19 protein-coding genes and 2 tRNA genes are annotated in these 21,501 nt (G+C 70.6%); 5 read left to right on the forward strand and 16 right to left on the reverse strand.

Features of this window, described 5'->3' with window-relative positions:
- Positions 1-15: 15 nt before the first annotated feature.
- Positions 16-2,895, reverse strand: a complete 2,880-nt coding sequence (leuS, locus tag ACH4UM_RS07420) for a leucine--tRNA ligase (RefSeq protein WP_398174947.1) — start codon at positions 2,893-2,895, stop codon at positions 16-18.
- Positions 2,896-3,321: 426 nt separating this feature from the next.
- On the opposite strand from leuS, the gene ACH4UM_RS07425 reads away from it, so the two are divergent.
- Both ACH4UM_RS07425 and ACH4UM_RS07430 read left to right on the forward strand, forming a co-directional pair.
- Positions 3,322-4,620: a cytochrome b/b6 domain-containing protein gene (locus ACH4UM_RS07425; protein ID WP_398174950.1), complete on the forward strand. Its 1,299-nt coding sequence runs from the start codon at positions 3,322-3,324 to the stop codon at positions 4,618-4,620.
- Entirely contained in the window at positions 4,617-6,227 is a 1,611-nt protein-coding gene (locus tag ACH4UM_RS07430) for an NADH-ubiquinone oxidoreductase-F iron-sulfur binding region domain-containing protein (RefSeq protein ID WP_398174952.1), read from the forward strand. The genes ACH4UM_RS07425 and ACH4UM_RS07430 overlap by 4 nt, the downstream gene beginning before the upstream one ends.
- Positions 6,228-6,354: 127 nt before the next feature.
- On the opposite strand, the gene ACH4UM_RS07435 is transcribed toward ACH4UM_RS07430, so the two are convergent.
- From ACH4UM_RS07435 to ACH4UM_RS07480, 10 genes are all read right to left on the reverse strand, one after another.
- Positions 6,355-6,427, reverse strand: a tRNA-Ala gene (locus tag ACH4UM_RS07435).
- Positions 6,428-6,596: 169 nt separating this feature from the next.
- Positions 6,597-6,830, reverse strand: coding sequence for a hypothetical protein (locus ACH4UM_RS07440; RefSeq protein ID WP_006136074.1), 234 nt, complete (start codon positions 6,828-6,830; stop codon positions 6,597-6,599).
- Between the two features lie 3 nt (positions 6,831-6,833).
- Positions 6,834-7,007: a hypothetical protein gene (locus tag ACH4UM_RS07445; RefSeq protein WP_398174955.1), complete on the reverse strand. Its 174-nt coding sequence runs from the start codon at positions 7,005-7,007 to the stop codon at positions 6,834-6,836.
- A gap of 368 nt (positions 7,008-7,375) precedes the next feature.
- Positions 7,376-7,448 (reverse strand) — tRNA-Ala (locus ACH4UM_RS07450).
- Positions 7,449-7,566: 118 nt separating this feature from the next.
- Complete coding sequence (locus ACH4UM_RS07455) at positions 7,567-8,238, reverse strand: histidine phosphatase family protein (protein ID WP_398174958.1); 672 nt, start codon at positions 8,236-8,238, stop codon at positions 7,567-7,569.
- On the reverse strand, positions 8,235-8,681 hold the full coding sequence (gene rsfS / locus ACH4UM_RS07460; RefSeq protein ID WP_398174961.1) for a ribosome silencing factor: 447 nt from the start codon (positions 8,679-8,681) through the stop codon (positions 8,235-8,237). The genes ACH4UM_RS07455 and rsfS overlap by 4 nt, the downstream gene beginning before the upstream one ends.
- 92 nt (positions 8,682-8,773) lie before the next feature.
- A complete protein-coding gene (locus ACH4UM_RS07465; RefSeq protein ID WP_398174964.1) occupies positions 8,774-10,513 on the reverse strand; it encodes an LCP family protein in 1,740 nt (579 codons plus the stop codon).
- Positions 10,514-10,529: 16 nt separating this feature from the next.
- A complete protein-coding gene (gene nadD, locus ACH4UM_RS07470) occupies positions 10,530-11,204 on the reverse strand; it encodes a nicotinate-nucleotide adenylyltransferase (protein ID WP_398174966.1) in 675 nt (224 codons plus the stop codon).
- A gap of 80 nt (positions 11,205-11,284) precedes the next feature.
- A complete protein-coding gene (locus ACH4UM_RS07475) occupies positions 11,285-11,437 on the reverse strand; it encodes a hypothetical protein (protein ID WP_398174969.1) in 153 nt (50 codons plus the stop codon).
- Between the two features lie 131 nt (positions 11,438-11,568).
- The gene (locus ACH4UM_RS07480) at positions 11,569-11,733 is read right to left on the reverse strand and encodes a hypothetical protein (RefSeq protein ID WP_398174971.1); all 165 of its coding nucleotides are present in this window, start codon (positions 11,731-11,733) and stop codon (positions 11,569-11,571) included.
- Between the two features lie 103 nt (positions 11,734-11,836).
- On the opposite strand from ACH4UM_RS07480, the gene ACH4UM_RS07485 reads away from it, so the two are divergent.
- Positions 11,837-12,955, forward strand: a complete 1,119-nt coding sequence (locus ACH4UM_RS07485; RefSeq protein WP_398174974.1) for a M48 family metallopeptidase — start codon at positions 11,837-11,839, stop codon at positions 12,953-12,955.
- A 60-nt stretch (positions 12,956-13,015) separates the two neighbouring features.
- Here the strand turns inward: ACH4UM_RS07485 and ACH4UM_RS07490 are convergent, their stop codons facing one another.
- The 5 genes from ACH4UM_RS07490 to proB form a co-directional block, all read right to left on the reverse strand.
- Positions 13,016-14,176, reverse strand: a complete 1,161-nt coding sequence (locus ACH4UM_RS07490; RefSeq protein ID WP_398174977.1) for a hypothetical protein — start codon at positions 14,174-14,176, stop codon at positions 13,016-13,018.
- An 89-nt stretch (positions 14,177-14,265) separates the two neighbouring features.
- Complete coding sequence (locus ACH4UM_RS07495; RefSeq protein WP_398174980.1) at positions 14,266-14,841, reverse strand: hypothetical protein; 576 nt, start codon at positions 14,839-14,841, stop codon at positions 14,266-14,268.
- Positions 14,842-14,984: 143 nt separating this feature from the next.
- A complete protein-coding gene (locus ACH4UM_RS07500) occupies positions 14,985-16,271 on the reverse strand; it encodes a glutamate-5-semialdehyde dehydrogenase (protein ID WP_398174983.1) in 1,287 nt (428 codons plus the stop codon).
- Between the two features lie 71 nt (positions 16,272-16,342).
- Positions 16,343-16,813 carry a hypothetical protein gene (locus tag ACH4UM_RS07505; RefSeq protein WP_398175065.1) on the reverse strand — a complete coding sequence of 157 codons (471 nt, stop codon included), beginning with the start codon at positions 16,811-16,813 and terminating at the stop codon, positions 16,343-16,345.
- 143 nt (positions 16,814-16,956) lie between these two features.
- A complete protein-coding gene (proB, locus tag ACH4UM_RS07510; protein WP_398174986.1) occupies positions 16,957-18,084 on the reverse strand; it encodes a glutamate 5-kinase in 1,128 nt (375 codons plus the stop codon).
- A 665-nt stretch (positions 18,085-18,749) separates the two neighbouring features.
- Here proB and ACH4UM_RS07515 point away from each other — a divergent pair.
- Positions 18,750-21,059, forward strand: coding sequence for a CDP-glycerol glycerophosphotransferase family protein (locus ACH4UM_RS07515; protein WP_398174989.1), 2,310 nt, complete (start codon positions 18,750-18,752; stop codon positions 21,057-21,059).
- 104 nt (positions 21,060-21,163) lie between these two features.
- On the forward strand, positions 21,164-21,501 hold a 338-nt coding region (locus ACH4UM_RS07520), incomplete at its 3' end, for a sugar phosphate nucleotidyltransferase (RefSeq protein WP_398174991.1).

The following is a 21,501-nucleotide window of genomic DNA, read 5'->3' on the forward strand; positions in this document are numbered from 1 at the left end:
CACGCCCTCACGCCCTCACGCCGGAACGATGTTGACCAGCTTCGGCGCCCGCACGATCACCTTGCGGATACCCGCGCCGTCCAGCGCCGCGACGACCTTCTCGTCGGCCAGCGCCACCTTCTCCAGCTCCTCCTCGGAGATGGACGGCGAGACCTCCAGACGCGCCTTGACCTTGCCCTTGATCTGGACGACGCAGGTCACGGACTCGTCCACGGCGTAGGCCGGGTCGGCGACCGGGAAGTCCCGGTGCACGACCGAGTCGGTGTGGCCCAGCCTGTGCCACAGCTCCTCGGCGATGTGCGGGGCCAGCGGGGCGACCATCAGCACCAGCGGCTCGGCGACCGCGCGCGGTACCGCCCGGCCCGTCTTGGTCAGGTGGTTGTTCAGCTCGGTGACCTTGGCGATGGCGGTGTTGAAGCGCAGGCCCTCCAGGTCCTGGCGCACGCCGTCGATCGCCTTGTGCAGGGCGCGCAGCGTCGCCTCGTCGGGCTCGGCGTCGGTGACGGTGACCTCACCGGACGCCTCGTCGACGATGTTGCGCCACAGCCGCTGCAGCAGCCGGAACTGGCCGACCACCGCGCGCGTGTCCCACGGCCGGGAGACGTCCAGCGGGCCCATCGCCATCTCGTACAGGCGCAGGGTGTCGGCGCCGTACTCGGCGCAGATCTCGTCCGGGGTGACGGCGTTCTTCAGGGACTTGCCCATCTTGCCCAGCAGGCGGGTGACCTTCTCGCCCTGGTAGTAGTACGCGCCGTCGCGCTCCTCCACCTCGGCGGCCGGCACCGCGATGCCACGGCTGTCGCGGTAGACGTAGGCCTGGATCATGCCCTGGTTGAACAGCTTGTGGAACGGCTCGACGGAGGAGACGTGCCCCAGGTCGTACAGGACCTTGGACCAGAAGCGGGCGTACAGCAGGTGCAGGACCGCGTGCTCGGCGCCGCCCACGTACAGGTCGACACCGCCGTGCGGCATGCCCTCGCGCGGGCCCATCCAGTAGCGCTCGATCTCCGGGTCGACCAGCTGCTCGCTGTTGTGCGGGTCCAGGTAGCGCAGCTCGTACCAGCAGGAACCGGCCCAGTTGGGCATGGTGTTGGTCTCGCGGCGGTACTTCTTCGGCCCGTCGCCCAGGTCCAGGGTGACGTTGACCCAGTCCTCGTTGCGCGACAGCGGCGTCTCGGGCTGGGTGTCCGCGTCGTCCGGGTCGAAGGTGCGCGGCGAGTAGTCCTCGACCTCGGGCAGCTCCAGCGGCAGCATCGACTCGGGCAGCGCGTGGGCGACGCCGTCCTCGTCGTAGACGATCGGGAAGGGCTCGCCCCAGTAGCGCTGCCGGCTGAACAGCCAGTCGCGCAGGCGGAAGTTGACGGTGCCCTCGCCGATGCCCCTGCGCTCCAGCCACTCGGTGATGCGCGCCTTGGCCTCGACCACGCCCAGGCCGTCCAGCCGCACGTCGGCACCGGAGGAGTTCACGATCTTCGCGTCGTACGAGGCGAAGGCGTCGTCCCAGGTGGACGGGTCCGTGCCCCGGTCGTCACCCGGCTCGACGACGCAGCGCATCGGCAGTTCGAAGGCGCGCGCGAAGGCGAAGTCGCGGCTGTCGTGCGCCGGGACGGCCATGATCGCGCCGGTGCCGTAGCCCATCAGGACGTAGTCGGCGATGAAGACGGGGACCTGCTCGCCGTTGACCGGGTTGGTCGCGAACACACCGGTGAAGACGCCGGTCTTGTCCTTGGCCTCGGCCTGGCGTTCGACGTCGGACTTCGAGGCGGCCTGGGCGCGGTAGGCGGCGACCGCCTCGGCCGGCGTGGCGTGGCCGCCGGTCCAGACCTCGTGCGTGCCCTCGGGCCAGGCGTCCGGGGTGAACTTCTCGACCAGCGGGTGCTCGGGCGCCAGCACCATGTAGGTCGCGCCGAACAGGGTGTCCTGGCGCGTGGTGAAGACCGTGATCCGCTCGCCGTCCACGGGGAAGTCGACGCGGGCGCCCTCGGAGCGGCCGATCCAGTTGCGCTGCTGCAGCTTGATGGCCTCGGGCCAGTCCAGCTCCTCCAGGTCGTCCAGCAGCCGGTCGGCGTAGGCGGTGATGCGCATGTTCCACTGGCGCAGCTTGGCCTTGAAGACGGGGAAGTTCCCGCGCTCGGAGCGGCCCTCGGCGGTGACCTCCTCGTTGGCCAGCACGGTGCCCAGGCCGGGGCACCAGTTGACGGGCGCGTCGGAGGCGTAGGCCAGGCGGAACTCGCTCAGGACGTCGGCGCGCTCGGCGTGGGTCAGCTCGTGCCACCCGCGCGTGTGCCCCGGTACGGCGCGCTCACCGGACTCGAACTGGGCGATCAGCCGGGAGACCGGGCGGGCCTTCTTCGCCTCGTCGTCGTACCAGGAGTTGAAGATCTGCAGGAAGATCCACTGGGTCCACTTGTAGTAGTCCGGGTCGATCGTGGCGAAGGACCGGCGCTTGTCGTGGCCCAGGCCCAGCCGGCGCAGCTGGGCCTTCATGTTCTCGATGTTGGCCTCGGTGGACACGCGCGGGTGCGTGCCGGTCTGCACGGCGTACTGCTCGGCGGGCAGGCCGAAGGCGTCGAAGCCCAGGGTGTGCAGGACGTTGTGGCCGGTCATCCGCTGGAACCGGGCGTAGACGTCGGTGGCGATGTAGCCCAGGGGGTGACCAACGTGCAGGCCCGCACCGGAGGGATACGGGAACATGTCCATGATGAACTTCTTGGGCCTGGCGACCACCTCGGGGTCGCCGGCCAGGTCACCCTTGGGGTTGGGCGCCGCGTACGTGCCCTCGGCGTCCCAGAAGTCCTGCCAGCGTGCCTCGATCTCGGCCGCCACGGCGGCCGTGTAGCGGTGCGGCGCTGCCTCCGCCGACGTGGCGGCGGCAGCGGGGTTCGTCTCGCTCATGATCCTCAAAGCTCCATCGATCGTCTCTGCCAGCGGCTGCGACTTTCAGAAATGAAAAATCCCCTCGCACAGGAGGGGACGCCGCGCCGATTCCGACCGTCCGAGTCGTCGGAGGTCGGGACTGATCAGCGCGGCTCGCTAAGCAGAAGGCGTACGGCACGCATGGCGTCAGGGTACCGCAGCCGTCGAGTGCGCCGCGACGACCTTCCACCGGACCGCCGCAGTGAGCCGGATCCGCTTGTGAAGGTTCGGAAAAGTTGAACAAGGTTCAAACATTACCCCGCGTAACGGAACCTATGGGGACAACACGAGCCCCGAGACTCACTTTGATAACAACGCAATAACTCAAACGGGCTACTGCTCGGTTTGGAGCCACTTAGAGTTCGTCCTCGGGACCGCTTTCCCGAACCGCTCGGAGTTGCCCCCATGAACCCTCGTCGCAGTAACAGCTCGCTCCCCAAACCCGGCCGCTCGGCCTACGGGATGGCGTCCGCTGTCGTCCTGCTCCTCATACCCGTGGTCGTGCTGTACGGCGGCAACTGGCTCCAGGAGTTCCTGAACTTCGGTGCAGGTGTCCTGTCGCTGGTCTCCCTGACCTGCTCGGTGATCTGGGGTCTGGTCGCTCAGGACCGGATCTTCCTCAACATCCGGCAGCGGATCGTGGCACAGGGCATCCACCGGGTGACCGCCGTCGCCTCCATCGCCTTCCTCCTGGTGCACATCACCATCAAGCTGGCCTTGGCGCACACGGTCCTCATCGCCGCCCTGATCCCCTTCAGCCTCGGCGTTCAGGGCAGCGGCGGACTCATCGGCCTGGGGTCCCTGGCGGGACTGCTCATGATCTTCGTGGGCGTCACCGGCGCACTGCGCAACCAGTTCGCCTCCCCGGCGCCGGTCGCCGCGCGCTGGCGCGCGATGCACATGCTGGCCTACCCCGCCTGGTGCGCCGCGCTGATCCACGGCCTGTTCGCGGGGCGCCCGGCGAAGACGTTCTTCATGGTGTCGTACGACCTGTGCCTGGTGGGCGTCATGGCGGCCCTGGCTCTGCGCGCGGCTCCGCGCCCGGTCAAGCGCAGGATCGCCGACCGGCTGGTCTCGATCCTCGGCTCCGGGGAGCGGCCGGAGCTGGAGGACCTGGACGCGAGCCGGGCCAGGATGGCGGAATCCGCGCTGCCCGGCTACGAGGGCGCGCGGGCGACCCAGCCGCCGTCCGCGGCCACGACGGGGTCCCTGCCGCGCATTCCGAGCCCCTCGTCGCCGCTGTACGACACTCCGGAGCCGGCGCCCGGCTTCGCGGCCGCCTACCGGGCCGTCTCGACGCCCCCGCGCGCCCAGCAGCAGCCGTTCACGGCCGACCAGACCGCGCGCATGGACCTGCCGTTCGACATGCAGTACACCGAGGCGATGCCGCGCGTGGAAGGCTCCGGCAACACGTCGGGCAGCTGGCCGATCCCGTCGCCGCCGCCGGTCGGCGAGGCGCCGCGGTCGGCCTACGACCCGCTGAACGACACGGGATACAACATTCCGCCCTACGACAATTCGGGCATGAACGGGTACGGCGGACGTGATGTATACGACACCGGTGAGACGAACACGCTCTACGGCACGTACAACTCGAACGACACGTACACGAGCGGTCCCGCCAATGAAACACACCCCGGTGCGCCCTTCGACGCGCCGGGTTCGGGCGAACCTTGGAACACGCCTTCCGGAGGCTATAGGTGAACGAGGCCCTGCCCGACGTCCCGGAAGTCCGCGTGGTCGGGCTTCCCCAGCTCACGTCGGGCTTCGACCTTGTCGAAAGACTCGATCTGCCCATGCACCTGAAAGTGCACGGGCCGCTTGAGCCGATGGGCGGAGAGCAGCTCGCGCAGCTCTCCGAGGCCATCAACCTGAAGGGCCGCGGCGGCGCGGGCTTCCCCTTCCACAAGAAGCTGCGCTCGGTCGCCGAATCGGCGATCAAGCGCGGCGTCCGGCCGGTCGTCGTCGTCAACGGAAGCGAGGACGAACCGGCCTGCCGCAAGGACACGGTGCTGATCAACCGTGCCCCGCACCTGATCCTGGACGGCGCGCTGCTGTGCGCCGAGGCCCTCGGTGCCCGCACGCTCGTGGTGGGGGTCACCCGGGAGTCCACCCAGCGCTCGATGGAGGCCGCGCTCGCCGAGCGCGGCCTGAGCAACGGCCGCAGGTCGGCACTGCGCGCGCGTGTGCAGCGCAATCCGGTGCGCATGGTCACGGGGGCGGCGTCGTCACTGATCCGCTCCATCGACGGCGGTCCGGCGATCCCGCCGGGCCGCAAGGTCAGCGCCTCGCAGACGGGCGTGGGCGGCGCGCCCACGCTGCTGTCCAACGCCGAGACGTTCGCCCAGCTGGCGATCGCCGCCCGGATCGGCCCGGAGCGCTACGGCAACACCGGTCTGTACGACGAGCCGGGCACCGTCATGCTGACGGTGTCCGGCGCCGTCGCCCGCCCGATGGTGATCGAGGTCCCCACGGGCGTGCCGCTGCGCTACGTCCTGCAGCTGGCCGGCGCCCCGCCGGTGCCGCAGGGCGTGCTGACCGGCGGCTACCACGGCAAGTGGATCGACGCCGCGACCGTCAACGAGGCGATCGTCTCCCGCAACTCGCTGGACGCGGTGGGCGGTTCGCTGGGTGCGGGCGCGATCCTGCCGATCAGCCAGGACACCTGCCCGCTGGGCGAGTCCCTCCAGGTGGCGAAGTGGCTCGCCGAGGAGAGCGCGGGCCAGTGCGGCCCCTGCTACCTCGGTCTGCCGGCCGCCGCGCGCGGCATGGAGGACATCCTGAGCGGCGGCGGTCCGGCCGCGCTCGAGGCACTCAAGCAGGTCGCCAAGAACGTCAAGCGGCGCGGCGCGTGCTCGCACCCGGACGGCTCGGCGATGTTCCTGGAGTCGACCATCAAGGCGTTCACGGACGACCTGGCCGCCCATGTGCTGGGCAACGGCTGCGGGCGGCCCGTGGAGGGCGTGCTGCCGCTCTTCGAGGGCGGCAGGGCCCCGACGGGCGTCCTGGGCGGCGTCGAGGACGAGGAGAGCGGTCCCAGCCGTCAGAAGATCTACGTCGACTGGACGCTGTGCCGGGGCCACGGGCTGTGTGCGGACATCCTCCCGGAGGTCTTCGAGCTGGGTGCCGACGGCTTCCCGACCGTCGCCCAGGCGCAGGTGCCGCGCTACGCGGAGGCCAAGGCACTGCGGGCCGTGCGCCGCTGCCCGGCACTGGCCCTGCGCTTGGAGGAGGGCACCCGCTCGCAGGCTCCGTCCCGCAATCTGCCGGTCCTCTCGCAGGGCCGCGGCCGCCGCGCCCTGGGCCGCTGAGGACCCGGCCGGCGGGGCTCCCCGGCCGAGTGGTCCGCCGCCGCGCCGCATGGATCTCCGTACGCACGCTTGTCGCACATACGTCGAAGGCGGGTCATCCCATCGGATGACCCGCCTTCGACTTCTGTGGAGCTAAGGAGAATTGAACTCCTGACCTCCTGCATGCCATGCAGGCGCTCTACCAACTGAGCTATAGCCCCTTGCGGCCTCGCGGCGGAGCCGCATGTCGACCGTGTCGCCCGGTCTCCCCGGCGGCGACGCCAACATTACACGGTCCCGGGGGTACTCCACCAAATCGGTTTCCGTTGTGCCCGTTATGACCGCCGTTCATGAATCAGGCCGGGGTCCCGCGCGGGGCCCCGGCCTGATTCACGCCGTCACGAACGAGTAGAACCGTTTGAGGGTGCAGTGCTCCTCCAGGAGCCGGCCGTAGATCGGCTCGCCCTCCAGCTCGCGGTAGGTCTCGATCGGGTCGCCCTTTATGATCAGCGCCCGCGCGCACTCCTCGCACCAGTACTGGTAGTCGGGGTTGATCGGCTCCATGTCACGGACGATCGGTGTACCGCTGCCGCACCAGTCGCACTTTCGCCTGTGTGCACCCATCAATCAGCTCCAGCTGTGGCCGCAGGCCGTGCACACGTACGAGATCCCGCCGTTGTCGCCGAGGACTTGGGCCACGTGGAGGGAGCCGCAGGAGGGGCAGACGAGGCGGGTGACCGTATCCCGTGTCAACGCCGCATCGAGGAGGTGACCGACCTCCTCGAGGATGCTCGCAGGCATCGCTACTCCCTCCCGTCGGGCCGCACCCCTTCCGGCCGTTTGATTCTGCCACGGCCGGGCCAATACGGTCAGCGACGCCTCGGTACCAGTCCGGCCACGGCACCCGCCGCGGCCGTTCCGGCCAGCGCTTACGCGCACTCCGAGAGCGCCCTCGCAGAGGTATACGCCGCCGAGGCCCCAAGTGACTCAAGCCGGTTCGGGAACAGTCCACGAAGCCGGCCGGGGTCATTCGTCGCTGCCAGGACGCCGGCCACCGCCGCACGGGGCGACCGCGGCGATCATCCGAGCCCGAACGCGAAAATCCCGCCCCCTTGAGGGGACGGGATCCTCGTCACCGATCCTTGACGACTCGACAGAGTGCCGATCAGTGGAGCTAAGGAGAATTGAACTCCTGACCTCCTGCATGCCATGCAGGCGCTCTACCAACTGAGCTATAGCCCCTTGCGGCCACGCGGCGGAGCCGCATGGTGTTTCGCCCCGCTCGGCGGGGCGAACAAGAAGAACTTTAGCCTGCGACCTGCCAGAAAGTGAAATCCGGGGTCCGTGGGGCCGGGGAGGCTCAGTCGTCGTCACCGAGGACGGGTTCCGGCAGCGTGCCGGCGTTGTGCTCCGTCAGGCGCCACCCGCGCACGCCCTCGTTCAGGACCGACCAGCAGCAGTTGGACAGGCCGCCCAGGCTCTCCCAGTGCCGGGCCTCCAGGCCCAGCAGGCGTCCGATGGTGGTGCGGATGGTGCCACCGTGGCTGACCACCACGAGGGTGCCGTCCTCGGGCAGCTTCTCGACGTGCCGCAGCACCACGGGGGCGGCGCGGTCGGCGACCTCGGTCTCCAGTTCGCCGCCGCCGCGGCGCACCGGCTCACCGCGCTTCCACGCGGCGTACTCCTCGCCGTACCGGGCGAGGATCTCCTCGTGCGTCAGGCCCTGCCAGACGCCCGCGTAGGTCTCGCGCAGGCCCTCGTCGTGGGCGATCTCCAGACCGGTGAGGGCGGCGAGCTCGGCGGCGGTCCGCGCGGCCCGCGTCAGGTCCGAGGAGACGATCGCGTCGGGCCCCAGGGAGGCCAGCAGCCGGGCCGCGCGGCGGGCCTGGCCGATGCCGGTCTCGGTGAGCTCGACGTCCGTGGAGCCCTGGAAGCGGCGTTCCACGTTCCAGGAGGTCTGGCCGTGCCGCCACAGGATGACGCGGCGGCCCCGGTCCGGCGTCCTGCCGGTCCCCTCACCGGCGCCGCTCATCGCCACTCACCGTCCGGCTCCGCCGACTCACCGGCGGCCTGCAGCCTGGCGTGCTCCTCGGCCTTGCCACGGGTGGCCTTGGCGTCGGCGGGCAGCTCGAGCTCGGGGCAGTCCTTCCACAGCCGCTCCAGGGCGTAGAAGACCCGCTCCTCGCTGTGCTGGACGTGGACCACGATGTCGACGTAGTCCAGCAGGACCCAGCGGGCCTCGCGGTCGCCCTCGCGGCGCACCGGCTTGGCGCCGAGTTCCTTCAGCAGGCGCTCCTCGATCTCGTCGACGATCGACTTGACCTGGCGGTCGTTGGGCGCGGACGCCAGCAGGAATGCGTCGGTGATGGACAGCACGTCGCTGACGTCGTAGGCGATGATGTCGTGCGCCAGTTTGTCGGCGGCCGCCTGGGCGGCGGTGTTGATGAGCTCGAGAGAGCGGTCGGTCGCGGTCACTACAAGGCTTTCCGTCGGCGGTCAGTTGACACCAAGGGTCTCACGGACCGCCGACGCCACCCCACGTGAATGGGGGGATCACGCCCGCGGGGTCACGACGAGGGCCTGTAGTCCTGGCCGAGGACCACAGAGACGTCGGCGTTGGAGGCGACCGTGCCCTTCGTCACGGAGCCGGCGGGCAGACCCAGGGTCTTGGCGACCTCGGCGGCGTTCTGCTTGTCGGCGGCGTCGGAGTAAACGACCTTGGACGTGGGCCGCACGGCCGGTGCCGTGCCGGCCTCGAGGAAGGTGAAGCCGCCGTTGAGCAGGACGACACGGGCCTTCTCGGTGTTGTCCTTGGTCCCTGAGGAGTTCTGGACCGAGACACGCACGGCCGCGCCCCGGGCGGGGCTCTTCGCGGCGCCGCCGAGGATGTCCTTGACCACGCTGGCGCTGGTCTGCGCGCTCAGCGTGCCGTCACCCTGCACGGGCAGCAGGGCCGTCTTGTAGTCGCCGCCCTTGGCGAGGTCGGCGAGCTTGGCCAGGAAGGTGCCGAGGTCCTTGTCGGTGAGCGAGGGGTCCAGGATCTGCGCCAGGGTCTGCACGGTGACGGTGGCTGCCTGCGGATCGGTGGAGATCTTGCGCAGCACGCCCTGCATCACCTGGCCGAACCGCTCCAGCTGGGCGTTCTGTGCCTCCCCGGGGGCGCGGTAGGTGGCATAGGCGACGGCCATCTTGCCGCTGAGGGACTGGTCCTTGCCCTGGTGGACCAGGGGCGCGGTGCCCTTCTTCCCGGCGTCCGGGTCGGGGACGCCGGTGTTGGTGTCGAGGTCGATCCCGCCGACCAGGTCGACCAGGTTCTGCAGGTAGGGGGTGTCCAGGCGCCAGGTGCCCTGGATGCTGGTGCCGAGGACGGTGTCGAGCTGGTCGCGGGTACCGGAGGAACCGTCGTCGCCGACCGACCTGGCCAGCGTCGTGGTGGTGCCGTCGTCGGACGTCAGGGCGAGGGAGTTGGGCAGCAGGACGGTGGTGCCCTGCTTGGTGGTGGTGTTGTCGACGAGCAGCGCCGTGGAGGTGCCGCCCTTGGCGGTGTTGTGCAGGTGGACGACGATCACATCGCGCTTCTGGGCGCCCAAGGCGGTCGCGGCGCCGGTCCTGGTCCCGGACGAGGACAGCCCGGGCAGCTTCCCGGCGTACCAGAGGTAGCCGACGCCGCCGGCCGCGGCCAGGGCGAGGACAACGGCCAGGGCGATGACGCGGCTGCGGGCGCGGCGGCGGGCCTCCTCGCGGCGCTCGGTTCGGTTCTCGGTGAACTTCAGCCAGTCGATGACGTCTTCGGAGTTGTCGCTCGGTTCCTCGACGAATGCGAACTGCTCGGTGTGGTAGTCCCGTTCACCCGCCTCGAGCCGGTCCGCCCCGTCCTCTGCGCGGCCGCCGGCCTCCGCCGGGCCGGCCTGCTGCGGGATGTGGGCGGTCTGCTCGGCCACCCGGGGCTGCTCGCCACTGGTCGCGGTCTGGCCGTAGGGGTCGTAGGAGGCCGGCGTCGCACCGGAGCCGTACGGGGCGTAGGAGCCGTGGGAGTGGGTGCCGTAGGGGTCGTAGGAGGGGGCGGGCGCCTGCTCACCGGTGTCGTGGCCGCCGTAGGGCTGCTGGGCGGACTGCTGCCCGCCGGACTGCGGCCGGCCGTCCGTCCCGTACGGACCGTAGCCGTAGCCCTGCTGTCCGTAGGCGTCGTAGGTCTGCTGCGGAGTCTGCTGCGCCGGGACCTGCCGGTAGACAGGCCGGCCGTACTCGTCGTAGCCGACGAGCTCGTAACCGTCGCCCTCGTACCCCGCGTCGTATCGGTCGTTCACCGGTGCCCCTCTCGGCTCACTCGCCGCGGTACAGCTCGCGCTTGTCGATGTAGCGCACGACTCCGTCCGGCACCAGATACCAGACGGGGTCGCCCTTGGCGACTCTCGCACGGCAGTCCGTGGAGGAGATGGCGAGGGCGGGAACCTCGACGAGCGAGACGCCGCCCTCCGGAAGGCCGGGATCGCTCAGGTGGTGGCCGGGCCGGGTGACACCGATGAAGTGCGCGAGGGAGAACAGTTCCTCGGAGTCCCGCCAGGTCAGGATCTGGCCGAGCGCGTCGGCGCCGGTGATGAAGAACAGATCGGTGTCGGGGTTGAGGGCGCGCAGGTCGCGCAGGGTGTCCACGGTGTAGGTGGGGCCGCCGCGGTCGATGTCGATGCGGCTGACGGAGAACTGGGGGTTCTCGGCGGTCGCGATGACCGTCATGAGGTAGCGGTCCTCGGCCGGGGAGACCTTGCGGTGGGTCTTCTGCCACGGCTGGCCGGTCGGGACGAACACGACCTCGTCCAGGTGGAACTGCGCGGCGACCTCGCTGGCCGCCACGAGGTGCCCGTGGTGGATCGGGTCGAACGTCCCGCCCATCACGCCCAGGCGGCGCTTGCCCGACGACGCCGGGGCGTGGCCGGGGCCGTGTTGGGGGCGTTTCACCGTGTCACTCGCCGGACCGGTAGGCATGTCCTGCTCTCCCATGCGTGCAGACCCTACCGGCCCGGCCCGAGGGCTTCGGCCGACAGCTCCCGGGGCAGCCCCGGAACGGGCCTCGGCGGGACTCAGCGGTCGCGGTTGAAGCGGGTGGTGATCCACAGCAGGAGCAGCAGGATGAGGAGCGCGCTGCCGCCCGTGACCGCGGGGTTGAGACTCTCGTGGTTGCTGCCGCCCTCGGCGAGGTCGACCAACTGGGCAGCGGTGCTGTGGAAGCTCATCTTCGGCAGAACCTATCCGGGTGTGGGCGGGATAAAGATGTCGGCCCATCGTATGCGGCCGCCTCCGCGCGTCTCACGCCGACTCCACCGTTGGGGGACGCGGGGAACCTGCGGGGAACCTTCCGGGGCGTTCAGTCGTCGTTCCGCTTGTAGCCGCGCAGCAGGAACCAGCCGGTGAGCACACAGCCCAGGATCATCACGACCAGGACGACCCGGAGCAGGTCGCCCGCCCCCTGATGCCGGGCGGCGGCGCTCGCCGCCTCGGTGAGCCGGGCGGCTGCGGAATAGTGCTCCATGGCGTGGACTCCTTCGCTGTACTGCCCGTCCACGGTATCTCCGCCTAGGCTGGGGCCTGCTTCGGGGGCACATTGGGCGACACAGACGCACATGGGGGATCACATGTCCGACGACGGCCACGAGCACAACGAGCACCAGCACGAGCACGTGCCGAGCCGGCGGCGCACGCGCTTCCCGGGGATCTCCTCGCGCGCGTACGAGCACCCGGCCGACCGCTCCGCCCTGGTCGCGCTGCGCAAGCTCAGCGGCTTCGACACGGTGTTCAAGGCCCTGAGCGGCCTGCTGCCCGAGCGCAGTCTCCGGCTGCTGTTCCTGTCCGACTCGGTGCGCGTCTCGGACCAGCAGTTCGGACACCTCAACGACATGCTGCGGGACGCCTGCTACATCCTGGACCTGGAGAAGGTCCCGCCGATGTACGTGGCCCAGGACCCGCAGCCCAACGCGATGTGCATCGGCCTGGACGAGCCGATCATCGTCGTCACCACGGGCCTGGTCGAGCTGCTCGACGAGGAGGAGATGCGGGCGGTCGTCGGCCACGAGGTGGGCCACGCCCTGTCCGGCCACGCGGTGTACCGCACGATCCTGCTGTTCCTGACCAACCTGGCCGTCCGGGTGGCCTGGATCCCGCTGGGCAACCTGGCGATCATGGCGATCGTGACGGCACTGCGCGAGTGGTTCCGCAAGTCGGAGCTGTCGGCCGACCGGGCGGGCCTGCTGGCCGGGCAGGATCTGCAGGCCTCCATGCGCGGTCTGATGAAGATGGCGGGCGGCAACCACCTGCACGAGATGAACGTGGACGCGTTCCTGCAGCAGGCCGAGGAGTACGAGGCCGGGGGCGACCTGCGCGACTCGGTGCTGAAGATCCTGAACGTGCTGCCGCGCACCCATCCCTTCACCACCGTGCGGGCGGCCGAGCTGAAGAAGTGGGCCGCCTCCCGCGACTACCAGCGGATCACGGACGGTCACTACCCGCGCCGCAACGAGGACAAGGACGCCTCGGTCGGCGACGCCTTCCGCGACTCGGCGGCGCACTACGCCAACCATGTGAAGAACTCCAAGGACCCGCTGATGAAGCTGGTCAGCGACCTGGCGGGCGGCGCCGGGGACCTGGGCGGCCGGGTGCGGCGCGGCTTCAACGGGTTCACGTCCCCCACCTCGCCGAAGGACCAGCCCCCCACGGACACCCCGCCCGCGGACACTCCGCCGCGCGACGGGGACTGAGGCCACACCTCCGGCCACCGGACCACGGCCGCCACACCTCCGGCCACCGCACCGCGGCAGTCACACCCGCGGCCACCGCACCACGGCCGCCACACCCGCGGCCACCGCACCACGGCCGCCACACCCGCGGCCACCGCACCACGGCCGCCACACCCGCGGCAGGGCGCTCGGCGCCAGGGACCCGCACAGGGCCGTCGCGCTGCCCGTCGCGTACGGGTCGGTCCCGGCCGGGCCGCCCGCCCCGGCGGTCTGGCCGGCCAGCAGCGGCCGGAAGCGGCTCGCGGAGTCCTCGGCGCAGGAGAGCGGGCCGGCCTGAGCGTAGGAGACGACCAGCTGGACCTGGTGCAGCCGCAGGTCGTCGCGGCTGAAGCGGAACTGCAGCTCGCGCCGGACGGTGAACAGCGAGGCCGGGGCCCCGGCGGCGGAGCCGGTCGGCTTCAGCGCGTAGACGAAGGTGTGGTCGGCGGTGACCTCGAGGGTGGCGGAGTCGGTCTCGGCGGCCTGCAGGCTGCCCTGCACCCGGATCTCTCGGTCGGCCAGCTCGGCCCGGGTGGGGTCGAAGCGGACGAGCCATCCGGTGGGCGCGTGCCGGCCGTCGGCGGCCGGGTGGCCGAAGCTCTCGTCGAACTGGTCGAGTTGGCCGGGGTCGAGCAGCGCCCGCACGGGATGGGCCTGCCCGCCGGTGAGCACCTCGGGATAGAGGGAGGACGCGACGATGTAGTCCTTCGCCGTGCTCAGTGCGGCGACGACCTGGCTGTCCGAGAAGTGCGCGGTGCGCCGGACGGCGGGCAGCGGTATGCCCTCGGCGCCGACGTCGAACTGCGCGGCGGGGCTGTGCGCGTACAGGTACTCGGGGTCGGCGGCGCCGGGCACCTTGCCCTGCGGGGCGAGCGGGATGTCGGTCATCCGCAGCGGTTCGACGGGCTGCTGGGTCTGCGGGGTCTGGTAGGGGTGGCGTACGCCCATGTAGATCGCGGTGCCGAAGGCGAGGGCGATCAGCAGGACCAGGGCCAGCGCCTGCCGGGACAGTCCACCGCGCCGCAACGGCGGGCGGCGCCGGACGGCCGGGGTGTGGTCGCTCATCCGCTCCCGCGCGGAGTACTCCTGGAGGCGGGCAGCGCGGACGAACGACTCGTCGAAGACGACGGATCGGTATTCGTCCTCCGCACCTCCCGGGGCGCCCTCGGGTGTCCCCTCAGGTGGGTCTCCAGGCCCTCCCATGTATTCAGGGTAGGTCGCCCGAAGCCCGGGTAAACGCCGTGCTGCGCGACAAGTTCTGACAGGTTCTCACCAAAACGGCCCCGGCGTGCTCAGGGGGTGCGGGGGGCCGCCGGAACAGGTGGCTGGGAGTAGTAGTCGGCGGATGCCGAGGGGGCCGCGGCGCTGCCGTGCCCCAGGCCCGTGGAGGCGGGCTGCGGTACCTGGTCCCGGTTGCCCGAGGACGCACCCCGGTAGACCGCCGCGAAGGCCAGCGCGACCATGCCGATGCCCATCACGAGGGCCAGCACCCAGGCGACCGGACGGTGCCAGCGCACCTGCTTGCCGAAGGTCCTGGCGGCGCCGTAGCGGCCTTCGAGGGCGTCGGGGCCGTCCAGGTCGTCGAGCTCGTGGCCGGGGCCGGAGCCGTGGCCGTCGGAGCCGTGGCCGTCCTCGTAGCGGTCGCCTCTGGCGTGGGCGCGGCGGGCCTCGGCCTCCGAGGCCTCGGCTCTGGCCTGCGCTGCGGCCAGGAGGCGTTCGACGGCGGTCGGCTCGTGGATCACGGCCGCCCGTACGAAGGCCTCGTCGAAGACCACGGAGGCGAACTCTTCGTCCGACACCCCGCGGTCGTGGTCGTCGTCGGGCTCCCAGCCGTCAGGGAACGGCGTGCCCCCCACGTCCTCCGGCACGGGTCCAGAGTAGACCTGGGGGGTCAATTTGGGCAGACGGTATGGAAATTCATCCGCCTGGTGAGACGCCTTGCGCAGGCCCTCGGCCGGGGGCGGGCACCATCGCTCCGCACCTGTCGGGCGCATATGCCCCGCGATGTACCTCAGCGCCGGATGTGTCCGTCGCCGGTGAGAATGTACTTGGTACTGGTCAGCTCCGGCAGGCCCATCGGGCCCCGGGCGTGCAGCTTCTGCGTGGAGATGCCGATCTCCGCGCCGAAGCCGAACTGGCCGCCGTCCGTGAAGCGGGTGGAGGCGTTCACGGCGACCGTCGTGGAGTCGACCAACTGGGTGAACCGGCGGGCGGCCTGCTGCGAGGTGGTGACGATCGCCTCGGTGTGGCCGGAGCTCCACAGCCGGATGTGCTCGACGGCCCGGTCCAGGGAGTCGACGACGGCGGCGGCGATGTCGTACGAGAGGTACTCGGTCTCCCAGTCCTCCGGAGTGGCCTCGACGACCGTCGCCCTGGAGTCCTTGGCGTAGGCCATGATCCGCTCGTCGCCGTGCACGGTCACCCCGGCTGCGGCGAGCGCGTCCAGGGCCCGGGGCAGGAAGTCGGCGGCGATGTCCTGGTGGACCAGCAGCGTCTCGGCGGTGTTGCAGACACTGACCCGCTGCGCCTTGGAGTTGATCAGGATGTCTACGGCCATGTCGAGGTCGGCGTGGGCGTCGACGTAGACGTGGCAGTTGCCGGTGCCGGTCTCGATCACGGGGACGGTCGACTCGCTGACGACGGTCTGGATCAGGGAGGCGCCGCCGCGCGGGATCAGCACGTCGACCAGGCCGCGGGCGCGCATCAGCTCGCGCACGCTCTCGCGGCTCTCGCCGGGCACGAGCTGCACGGCGTCGGCGGGCAGCCCCGCCCCGCCCACGGCGTCGCGGATCACCCGCACCAGGGCGGTGTTCGACTCGTAGGCGGAGGCCGAGCCGCGCAGCAGCACCGCGTTGCCGGACTTCAGGCAGAGGGCGGCGGCGTCCACGGTCACGTTCGGGCGGGCCTCGTAGATGATCCCGACCACGCCGAGCGGGACGCGGATCTGGCGCAGGTCCATGCCGTTGGGGAGCGTGTTGCCGCGGACGACCTCGCCGACCGGATCAGGCAGCGCCACCACGTCGCGCACGTCGGCGGCGATCGCGCGCACCCGCTCCGGGGTGAGCGTGAGCCGGTCGACGATGGCCTCGCTGGTGCCGGCCTCGCGGGCCTTGGCGATGTCCCTGGCGTTGGCCTCGACGATCTCGCTGGTACGGACCTCCAGGGCGTCCGCGATGGCCAGCAGCGCGTCGTCCTTCTCGACGCGCGGCAGCGGCGCGAGGTCGGCGGCGGCGGCCTTGGCGCGGTAGGCAGCCCGGGTGACCGGGGACATCGAGTCGTACGGCGAGAGCGTGGTCATGAGGGAAGCGTAGTGCTCGGCGAGGGTGGCGCTCACCGGTCATCCCACACCGCGAGACGGGCCGGAGCGGCCTAGAACGGGTGAACCCCCACCGGTGTCGCCGGTGGCGGGCCGTAGCCCTCGGCGAGGCGCTGGTGGTAGGTCTCGCGGTCGATGACCTCCAGGCCGACGATCTCCCAGGGCGGCAGCTTGGCGGTCTGCCGGTGCTCGCCCCACAGGCGCAGGGCGACGGCCGCGGCGTCATGGAGGTCGCGGGCCTCCTCCCAGTAGCGGATCTCCGCGTGGTCGTCGGCATAGCGGCTGGTGAGCAGGAAGGGGTGGTCGTGGGCGAGCTGTTCCAGGCCGCGCCGCACCTCCTTCAGCGGGGCCTGTTCGCCGGAGACACTGAGGGTGATGTGCCACAGCCGTGGCAGGTCCTCGGGCTCTTCGCGCCCCTCGTAGCGTTCCCCGGCCGCCACGCTGGTCAGGGCGCGCTCCTCGCCGGCCGCACGGGACCGGGACCCGCCGGCACCACCGCGGGACGCCGCCGCCCCAGGGCGCACTCGTCTCACGACGGCCTCCTTTACCCAGTGCTCGTGCGAATGTGTCCCTGAGACAAAGTGGAGCAGGCCGCACGGCTCCATGGGGTGGTTTTACAGAACGTCCCCCAACCTTCAGGGCCGCGGCGTACGGACGTTTCGGCCCATTACGGCTCCAGGATCACCAGGTCGTCCCTGTGTACGACCTCCCGTTCGTACGCCGGTCCCAGCTCGCGGGCCAGTTCACGGGTCGAGCGGCCGAGCAGCCGGGGGATCTCCTTGGCGTCGAAGTTGACGAGCCCGCGGGCCACCGCGCGCCCCGCGGCGTCGCGCAGCTCGACCGGGTCGCCGGCGGTGAACTCGCCCTCGACGCCGGCGATACCGGCCGGCAGCAGCGACTTGCGGCGCTCGACGACCGCCCGCACCGCCCCGTCGTCCAGGGTGAGCGAGCCCTGCGGGGCGGAGGCGTGCTGCAGCCACAGCAGCCGGTCGGCGGAGCGCTTGCCGGTGGGGTGGAAGAAGGTGCCGGTGTCCCTGCCGGACAGGGCGTCGGCCGCGTGGACCGCGCTGGTGAGCACCACGGGGATGCCGGCGGCGGCCGCGATCCGGGCCGCCTCGACCTTGGTGACCATGCCGCCGGTGCCGACGCCGGCCCTGCCCGCGCTGCCGATCTCGACGTGCGCGAGGTCCTCCGGCCCACGGACCTCCGCTATCCGGGAGGTGCCGGGCCGGCTCGGGTCGCCGTCGTAGACCCCGTCCACGTCGGACAGCAGCACCAGCAGGTCGGCACGGACGAGGTGGGCGACGAGGGCGGCGAGCCGGTCGTTGTCGCCGAAGCGGATCTCGTCCGTGGCGACGGTGTCGTTCTCGTTGACGATCGGGACGGCGCCCATCGCGAGCAGCTTGTCGAGGGTGCGCGAGGCGTTGCGGTGGTGGGCGCGGCGGCTGGTGTCGTCGCTGGTCAGCAGGATCTGGCCGACGCGGATGCCGTAGCGGGCGAAGGAGGCGGTGTAGCGGGCCACGAGCAGGCCCTGGCCGACGCTTGCCGCGGCCTGCTGCCGGGCCAGGTCCTTGGGACGGCGGCGCAGGCCCAGCGGGGCCAGGCCGGCGGCGATGGCACCGGAGGAGACGAGGACGATCTCCTTCTCTCCCCCACTGCGGCTCTTGGCGAGAACGTCGACGAGCGCGTCCACACGGTCGGCGTCCAGCCCGCCCGACGCGGTGGTCAGCGACGAGGACCCCACCTTGACGACGATCCTGCGGGCCTCGCGCACGGCCTGCCTTGCCCCTGCCACGTTGCTGTCTGTCCCCTCGCGTAGGTTCGGCTGCCCGGCCCGAATCTACGCGAAGACGTCCCGAAGCCGCCCATCGGTCCGTCAGGCGGACACCTCCCCGCCCCGGGCATCCGGCCCGGATCCGACCCGGACATCCGGCGCGAGAGGCGGCGCGGACAGGCGGCCCGCACAGGCGGGCGGAAAACACCCGGCCATACCGGCGACGGAATTCAGGGAGCGAATTCCCGGCCCCTTTTGTTTCGCCGGATTCACGGAATCGTGAACTCCCTATTCACCGGCGGCATCGCGGCGGGCGCCGGCGACGTCGGCCGCGCCGGACGGAGAACGCCGGCCGCCGCGGCGCGGACGCGACCGGGTCGTCTCCGGACGGCAACACCTGCGTCACATTTGTGGACCAGACTCGGGCCGCGCACCGAGCGGAAGCTCACAGTCGTCCGGGCCGCGGACGCCGGCGTGCCCCCTCGCGCGCCTGTGCGCTGCGGATTTGACCGGAAGGCAGGGGCCGTGTCAGTACATCGCGCCCGGCCTCGACCGAACTACCGCGCGAAGGCGTACGCTACGCTTCTCCAAACGTTAACCTGCACTCCTTGTGCCTCTCGCGTCCCGCACCGGTCCGCCACCGCGGGGCGCGGTTGAGTCTGATCGACAGTCCAGGAGCCCCGAGCATGCCCGATGCGAATGGAAACGCTTCGCCGAAAATCAGCGTTGTCGTCCCCGTTTACAAAGTCCAGGGGTACCTGCGCGCATGCTTGGATTCCATACTCACACAGTCGTTCGGCGACTTCGAGATCATCGCCATCGACGACCACTCGCCCGACGCCTGCGGCCGCATTCTCGATGAATACGCCGCCCTCGACAGCCGTGTCATACCCATACACTTCGCGAAGAACCAGGGCATAGGCAAGGCGCGCGACGCCGGTGCACTGAAGTCGCGCGGCGAGTACATCCTCTTCCTGGACAGCGACGACACCCTCGCCGAGGGCGCGCTGCAGGCGATGGCCGACCGCCTCGAGGCCACCGGCGACCCGGACATCCTGCTGCTCAACCACGTCCGCACGTACTGGAACAACCGGGTCCAGGCGAGTGCGGCCGGCGAGATGCTCGCGGCCGCGGGCACGGACGTCTTCACGGCGCTGGAGCGTCCCGAGTACCTCAACATGTTCGCCGTGGTGTGGAACCGCGCCTACCGCCGCGAGTTCTACGTCGACGACCACAACTTCACCTTCACCGACGGCATCTACGAGGATGCCCTCATGGTCTACAAGACCATGCTGACCGCCGAGCGCATCGCCGCCACCGACCACGTCTGCGTCGAGTACCGCCAGCGCCGCCAGGGCAACTCCATGCGCACCCCGGGGCGCAAGCACTTCGGCATCTTCCAGCAGTACGCGCGGCTCTTCGAGTTCCTCGACGAGCGGCCCGGTCTGGAGCCGGTGCGGGCGCTGCTGTTCGAGCGCATGGCCAGCCACTTCCTGTTCACCCTGGCCCGCGAGGACCGCATCGTCCCCAAGGACCGCGCGGAGTTCTTCAAGCTGTCGGCCGCGCAGTACAAGCGGCTCAAGCCGCGCGGCTTCGTCGTTCCCGAGGGCTCCCAGGGCGTCCGGTTCCAGATACTGGAGCGCGGTTCCTACACGGCCTACGCGGCGATGACGTTCGCCACCAGCACCCGCCGCGAGGTCGTCCAGCGAGCGAAGAAGGCCAAGACCAAGCTCGGGAAGAGCGCCTACAACCGGCTCTACCGTCTGCACCTGCGCCGTCCCGTCGACGAGAACCTCGCCGTCTACGCGGCCTACTGGAACCGCGGCGTGGCCTGCAACCCCGCGGCCATCTACCACAAGGCCAAGGAGCTCGCGCCGAACGTGCACGGCGTCTGGGTCGTCAAGCGCGACGCCGTGGAGACCGTCCCCGCGGGCGTGGACTACGTCGTGGCGAACTCCCCTCGTTACTGGGAGGTCATGGCCCGCGCCAAGTACCTCATCAACAACGTCAACTTCCCGAACGACTTCGTCAAGCGGCCCGACCAGGTTCACCTCCAGACCCATCACGGCACTCCACTCAAGCAGATGGGAATCGACCAGCAGAGGTTCCCCGCGGCCGCGAAGAACATGAGTTTCGGCAAGATGCTGGAGCGGGCCGACAAGTGGGACCTCAGCCTGACCTCCAACCAGCACTCCACGGAGATCTGGGAGCGGGTCTACCCCTGCGCGTTCGAGGGGATCGAGTACGGCTATCCGCGCAACGACGTCTACTTCGAGGCCACCGCCGAGGACGTGGCCCGGATCCGCGGTGAGCTCGGCATCGAGGAGGGCAAGACCGCCGTCCTGTACTGCCCGACGGTGCGCGACTACCAGAAGGGCTACGTGCCCCGGATCGACCTGGAGCGGTTCTGCCGCGAACTGGGCCCGAACCACGTCGTCCTGGTGCGCACCCACTACTTCTACGGCGCCGACCCGGAGCTCGAGGCGCTGCAGCAGCGCGGCCTGATCAAGGACGTCTCGCGGTACCCGGTGGTGGAGGACCTGTGCCTCGCCGCCGACGCCCTGATCACCGACTACTCGTCGATCATGTTCGACTACGCGTGCCTGGACCGCCCGATCGTCACCTACGCCGACGACTGGGAGGTCTACAGCCGGGCCCGCGGGGTGTACTTCGACGTCCTCTCCGGGCAGCCGGGCGAGACCCCGGGGGCGACCGCGACCACCGAGGACGAGCTCATCGAGGTCTTCCGTTCCGGCGCCTGGAACAGCAGCCGGGCCGCCGAACTGCGGGCCGCCTTCCGTGAGCGGTTCGTGCAGTTCGACGACGGGCACGCGGCGGAGCGCGTGGTGCGCCGGCTGTTCCTCGGCCAGGAGCCCGCGCCCGCGGTGCTGCCGCTGGACGAGCGCACCCCGGCCCCCGCGCCCGGGGCCGCCTTCAAGGCCCACATCGTGCGGCAGCGGACCGGCGAGAGCGAGCGCGGCCTCATCGAGGCGTGACCCAGCCCCATGTCCGGCAGGGAGCGGACCGAGCCGTCGGTGCGCTCCCTGCCGCGACGAACCCGACGCCCCCGACGCAAGCGACGAAAGAACCCACGCATCACATGGCCTCCCGAATCACCAAGGCTGTCATTCCCGCAGCGGGCCTCGGCACCCGGTTCCTGCCGGCCACCAAGGCCACTCCCAAGGAGATGCTGCCGGTCGTGGACAGGCCGGCGATCCAGTATGTGGTCGAGGAGGCCGTCTCCGCGGGCCTCGACGACGTCCTCATGGTGACCGGCCGCAACAAGCGGCCGCTGGAGGACCACTTCGACCGCAACTACGAGCTGGAGTCGGCCCTGGAGACGAAGGGCGACGCCGAGCGGCTGGCCAAGGTCCGGGAGTCCAGCGACCTGGCGATGATCCACTACGTCCGTCAGGGCGACCCCAGGGGTCTGGGTCA

Origin of the sequence: Streptomyces sp. NPDC020801, from assembly GCF_044334385.1 — a bacterium.
In the GTDB taxonomy this organism is placed as follows: Bacteria; Actinomycetota; Actinomycetes; order Streptomycetales; family Streptomycetaceae; genus Streptomyces.

Excerpts from the sequence above, each read along its gene's own strand:
- leuS (WP_398174947.1), bottom strand. The coding sequence starts at position 2,895 with ATGAGCGAGACGAACCCCGCTGCCGCCGCCACGTCGGCGGAGGCAGCG.
- ACH4UM_RS07425 (WP_398174950.1), top strand. The coding sequence starts at position 3,322 with ATGAACCCTCGTCGCAGTAACAGCTCGCTCCCCAAACCCGGCCGCTCG.
- ACH4UM_RS07440 (WP_006136074.1), bottom strand. The coding sequence starts at position 6,830 with ATGGGTGCACACAGGCGAAAGTGCGACTGGTGCGGCAGCGGTACACCG.
- ACH4UM_RS07445 (WP_398174955.1), bottom strand. The coding sequence starts at position 7,007 with ATGCCTGCGAGCATCCTCGAGGAGGTCGGTCACCTCCTCGATGCGGCG.
- ACH4UM_RS07455 (WP_398174958.1), bottom strand. The coding sequence starts at position 8,238 with ATGAGCGGCGCCGGTGAGGGGACCGGCAGGACGCCGGACCGGGGCCGC.
- nadD (WP_398174966.1), bottom strand. The coding sequence starts at position 11,204 with ATGGGAGAGCAGGACATGCCTACCGGTCCGGCGAGTGACACGGTGAAA.
- ACH4UM_RS07475 (WP_398174969.1), bottom strand. The coding sequence starts at position 11,437 with ATGAGCTTCCACAGCACCGCTGCCCAGTTGGTCGACCTCGCCGAGGGC.
- ACH4UM_RS07480 (WP_398174971.1), bottom strand. The coding sequence starts at position 11,733 with ATGGAGCACTATTCCGCAGCCGCCCGGCTCACCGAGGCGGCGAGCGCC.
- ACH4UM_RS07485 (WP_398174974.1), top strand. The coding sequence starts at position 11,837 with ATGTCCGACGACGGCCACGAGCACAACGAGCACCAGCACGAGCACGTG.
- ACH4UM_RS07490 (WP_398174977.1), bottom strand. The coding sequence starts at position 14,176 with ATGGGAGGGCCTGGAGACCCACCTGAGGGGACACCCGAGGGCGCCCCG.
- ACH4UM_RS07500 (WP_398174983.1), bottom strand. The coding sequence starts at position 16,271 with ATGACCACGCTCTCGCCGTACGACTCGATGTCCCCGGTCACCCGGGCT.
- ACH4UM_RS07515 (WP_398174989.1), top strand. The coding sequence starts at position 18,750 with ATGCCCGATGCGAATGGAAACGCTTCGCCGAAAATCAGCGTTGTCGTC.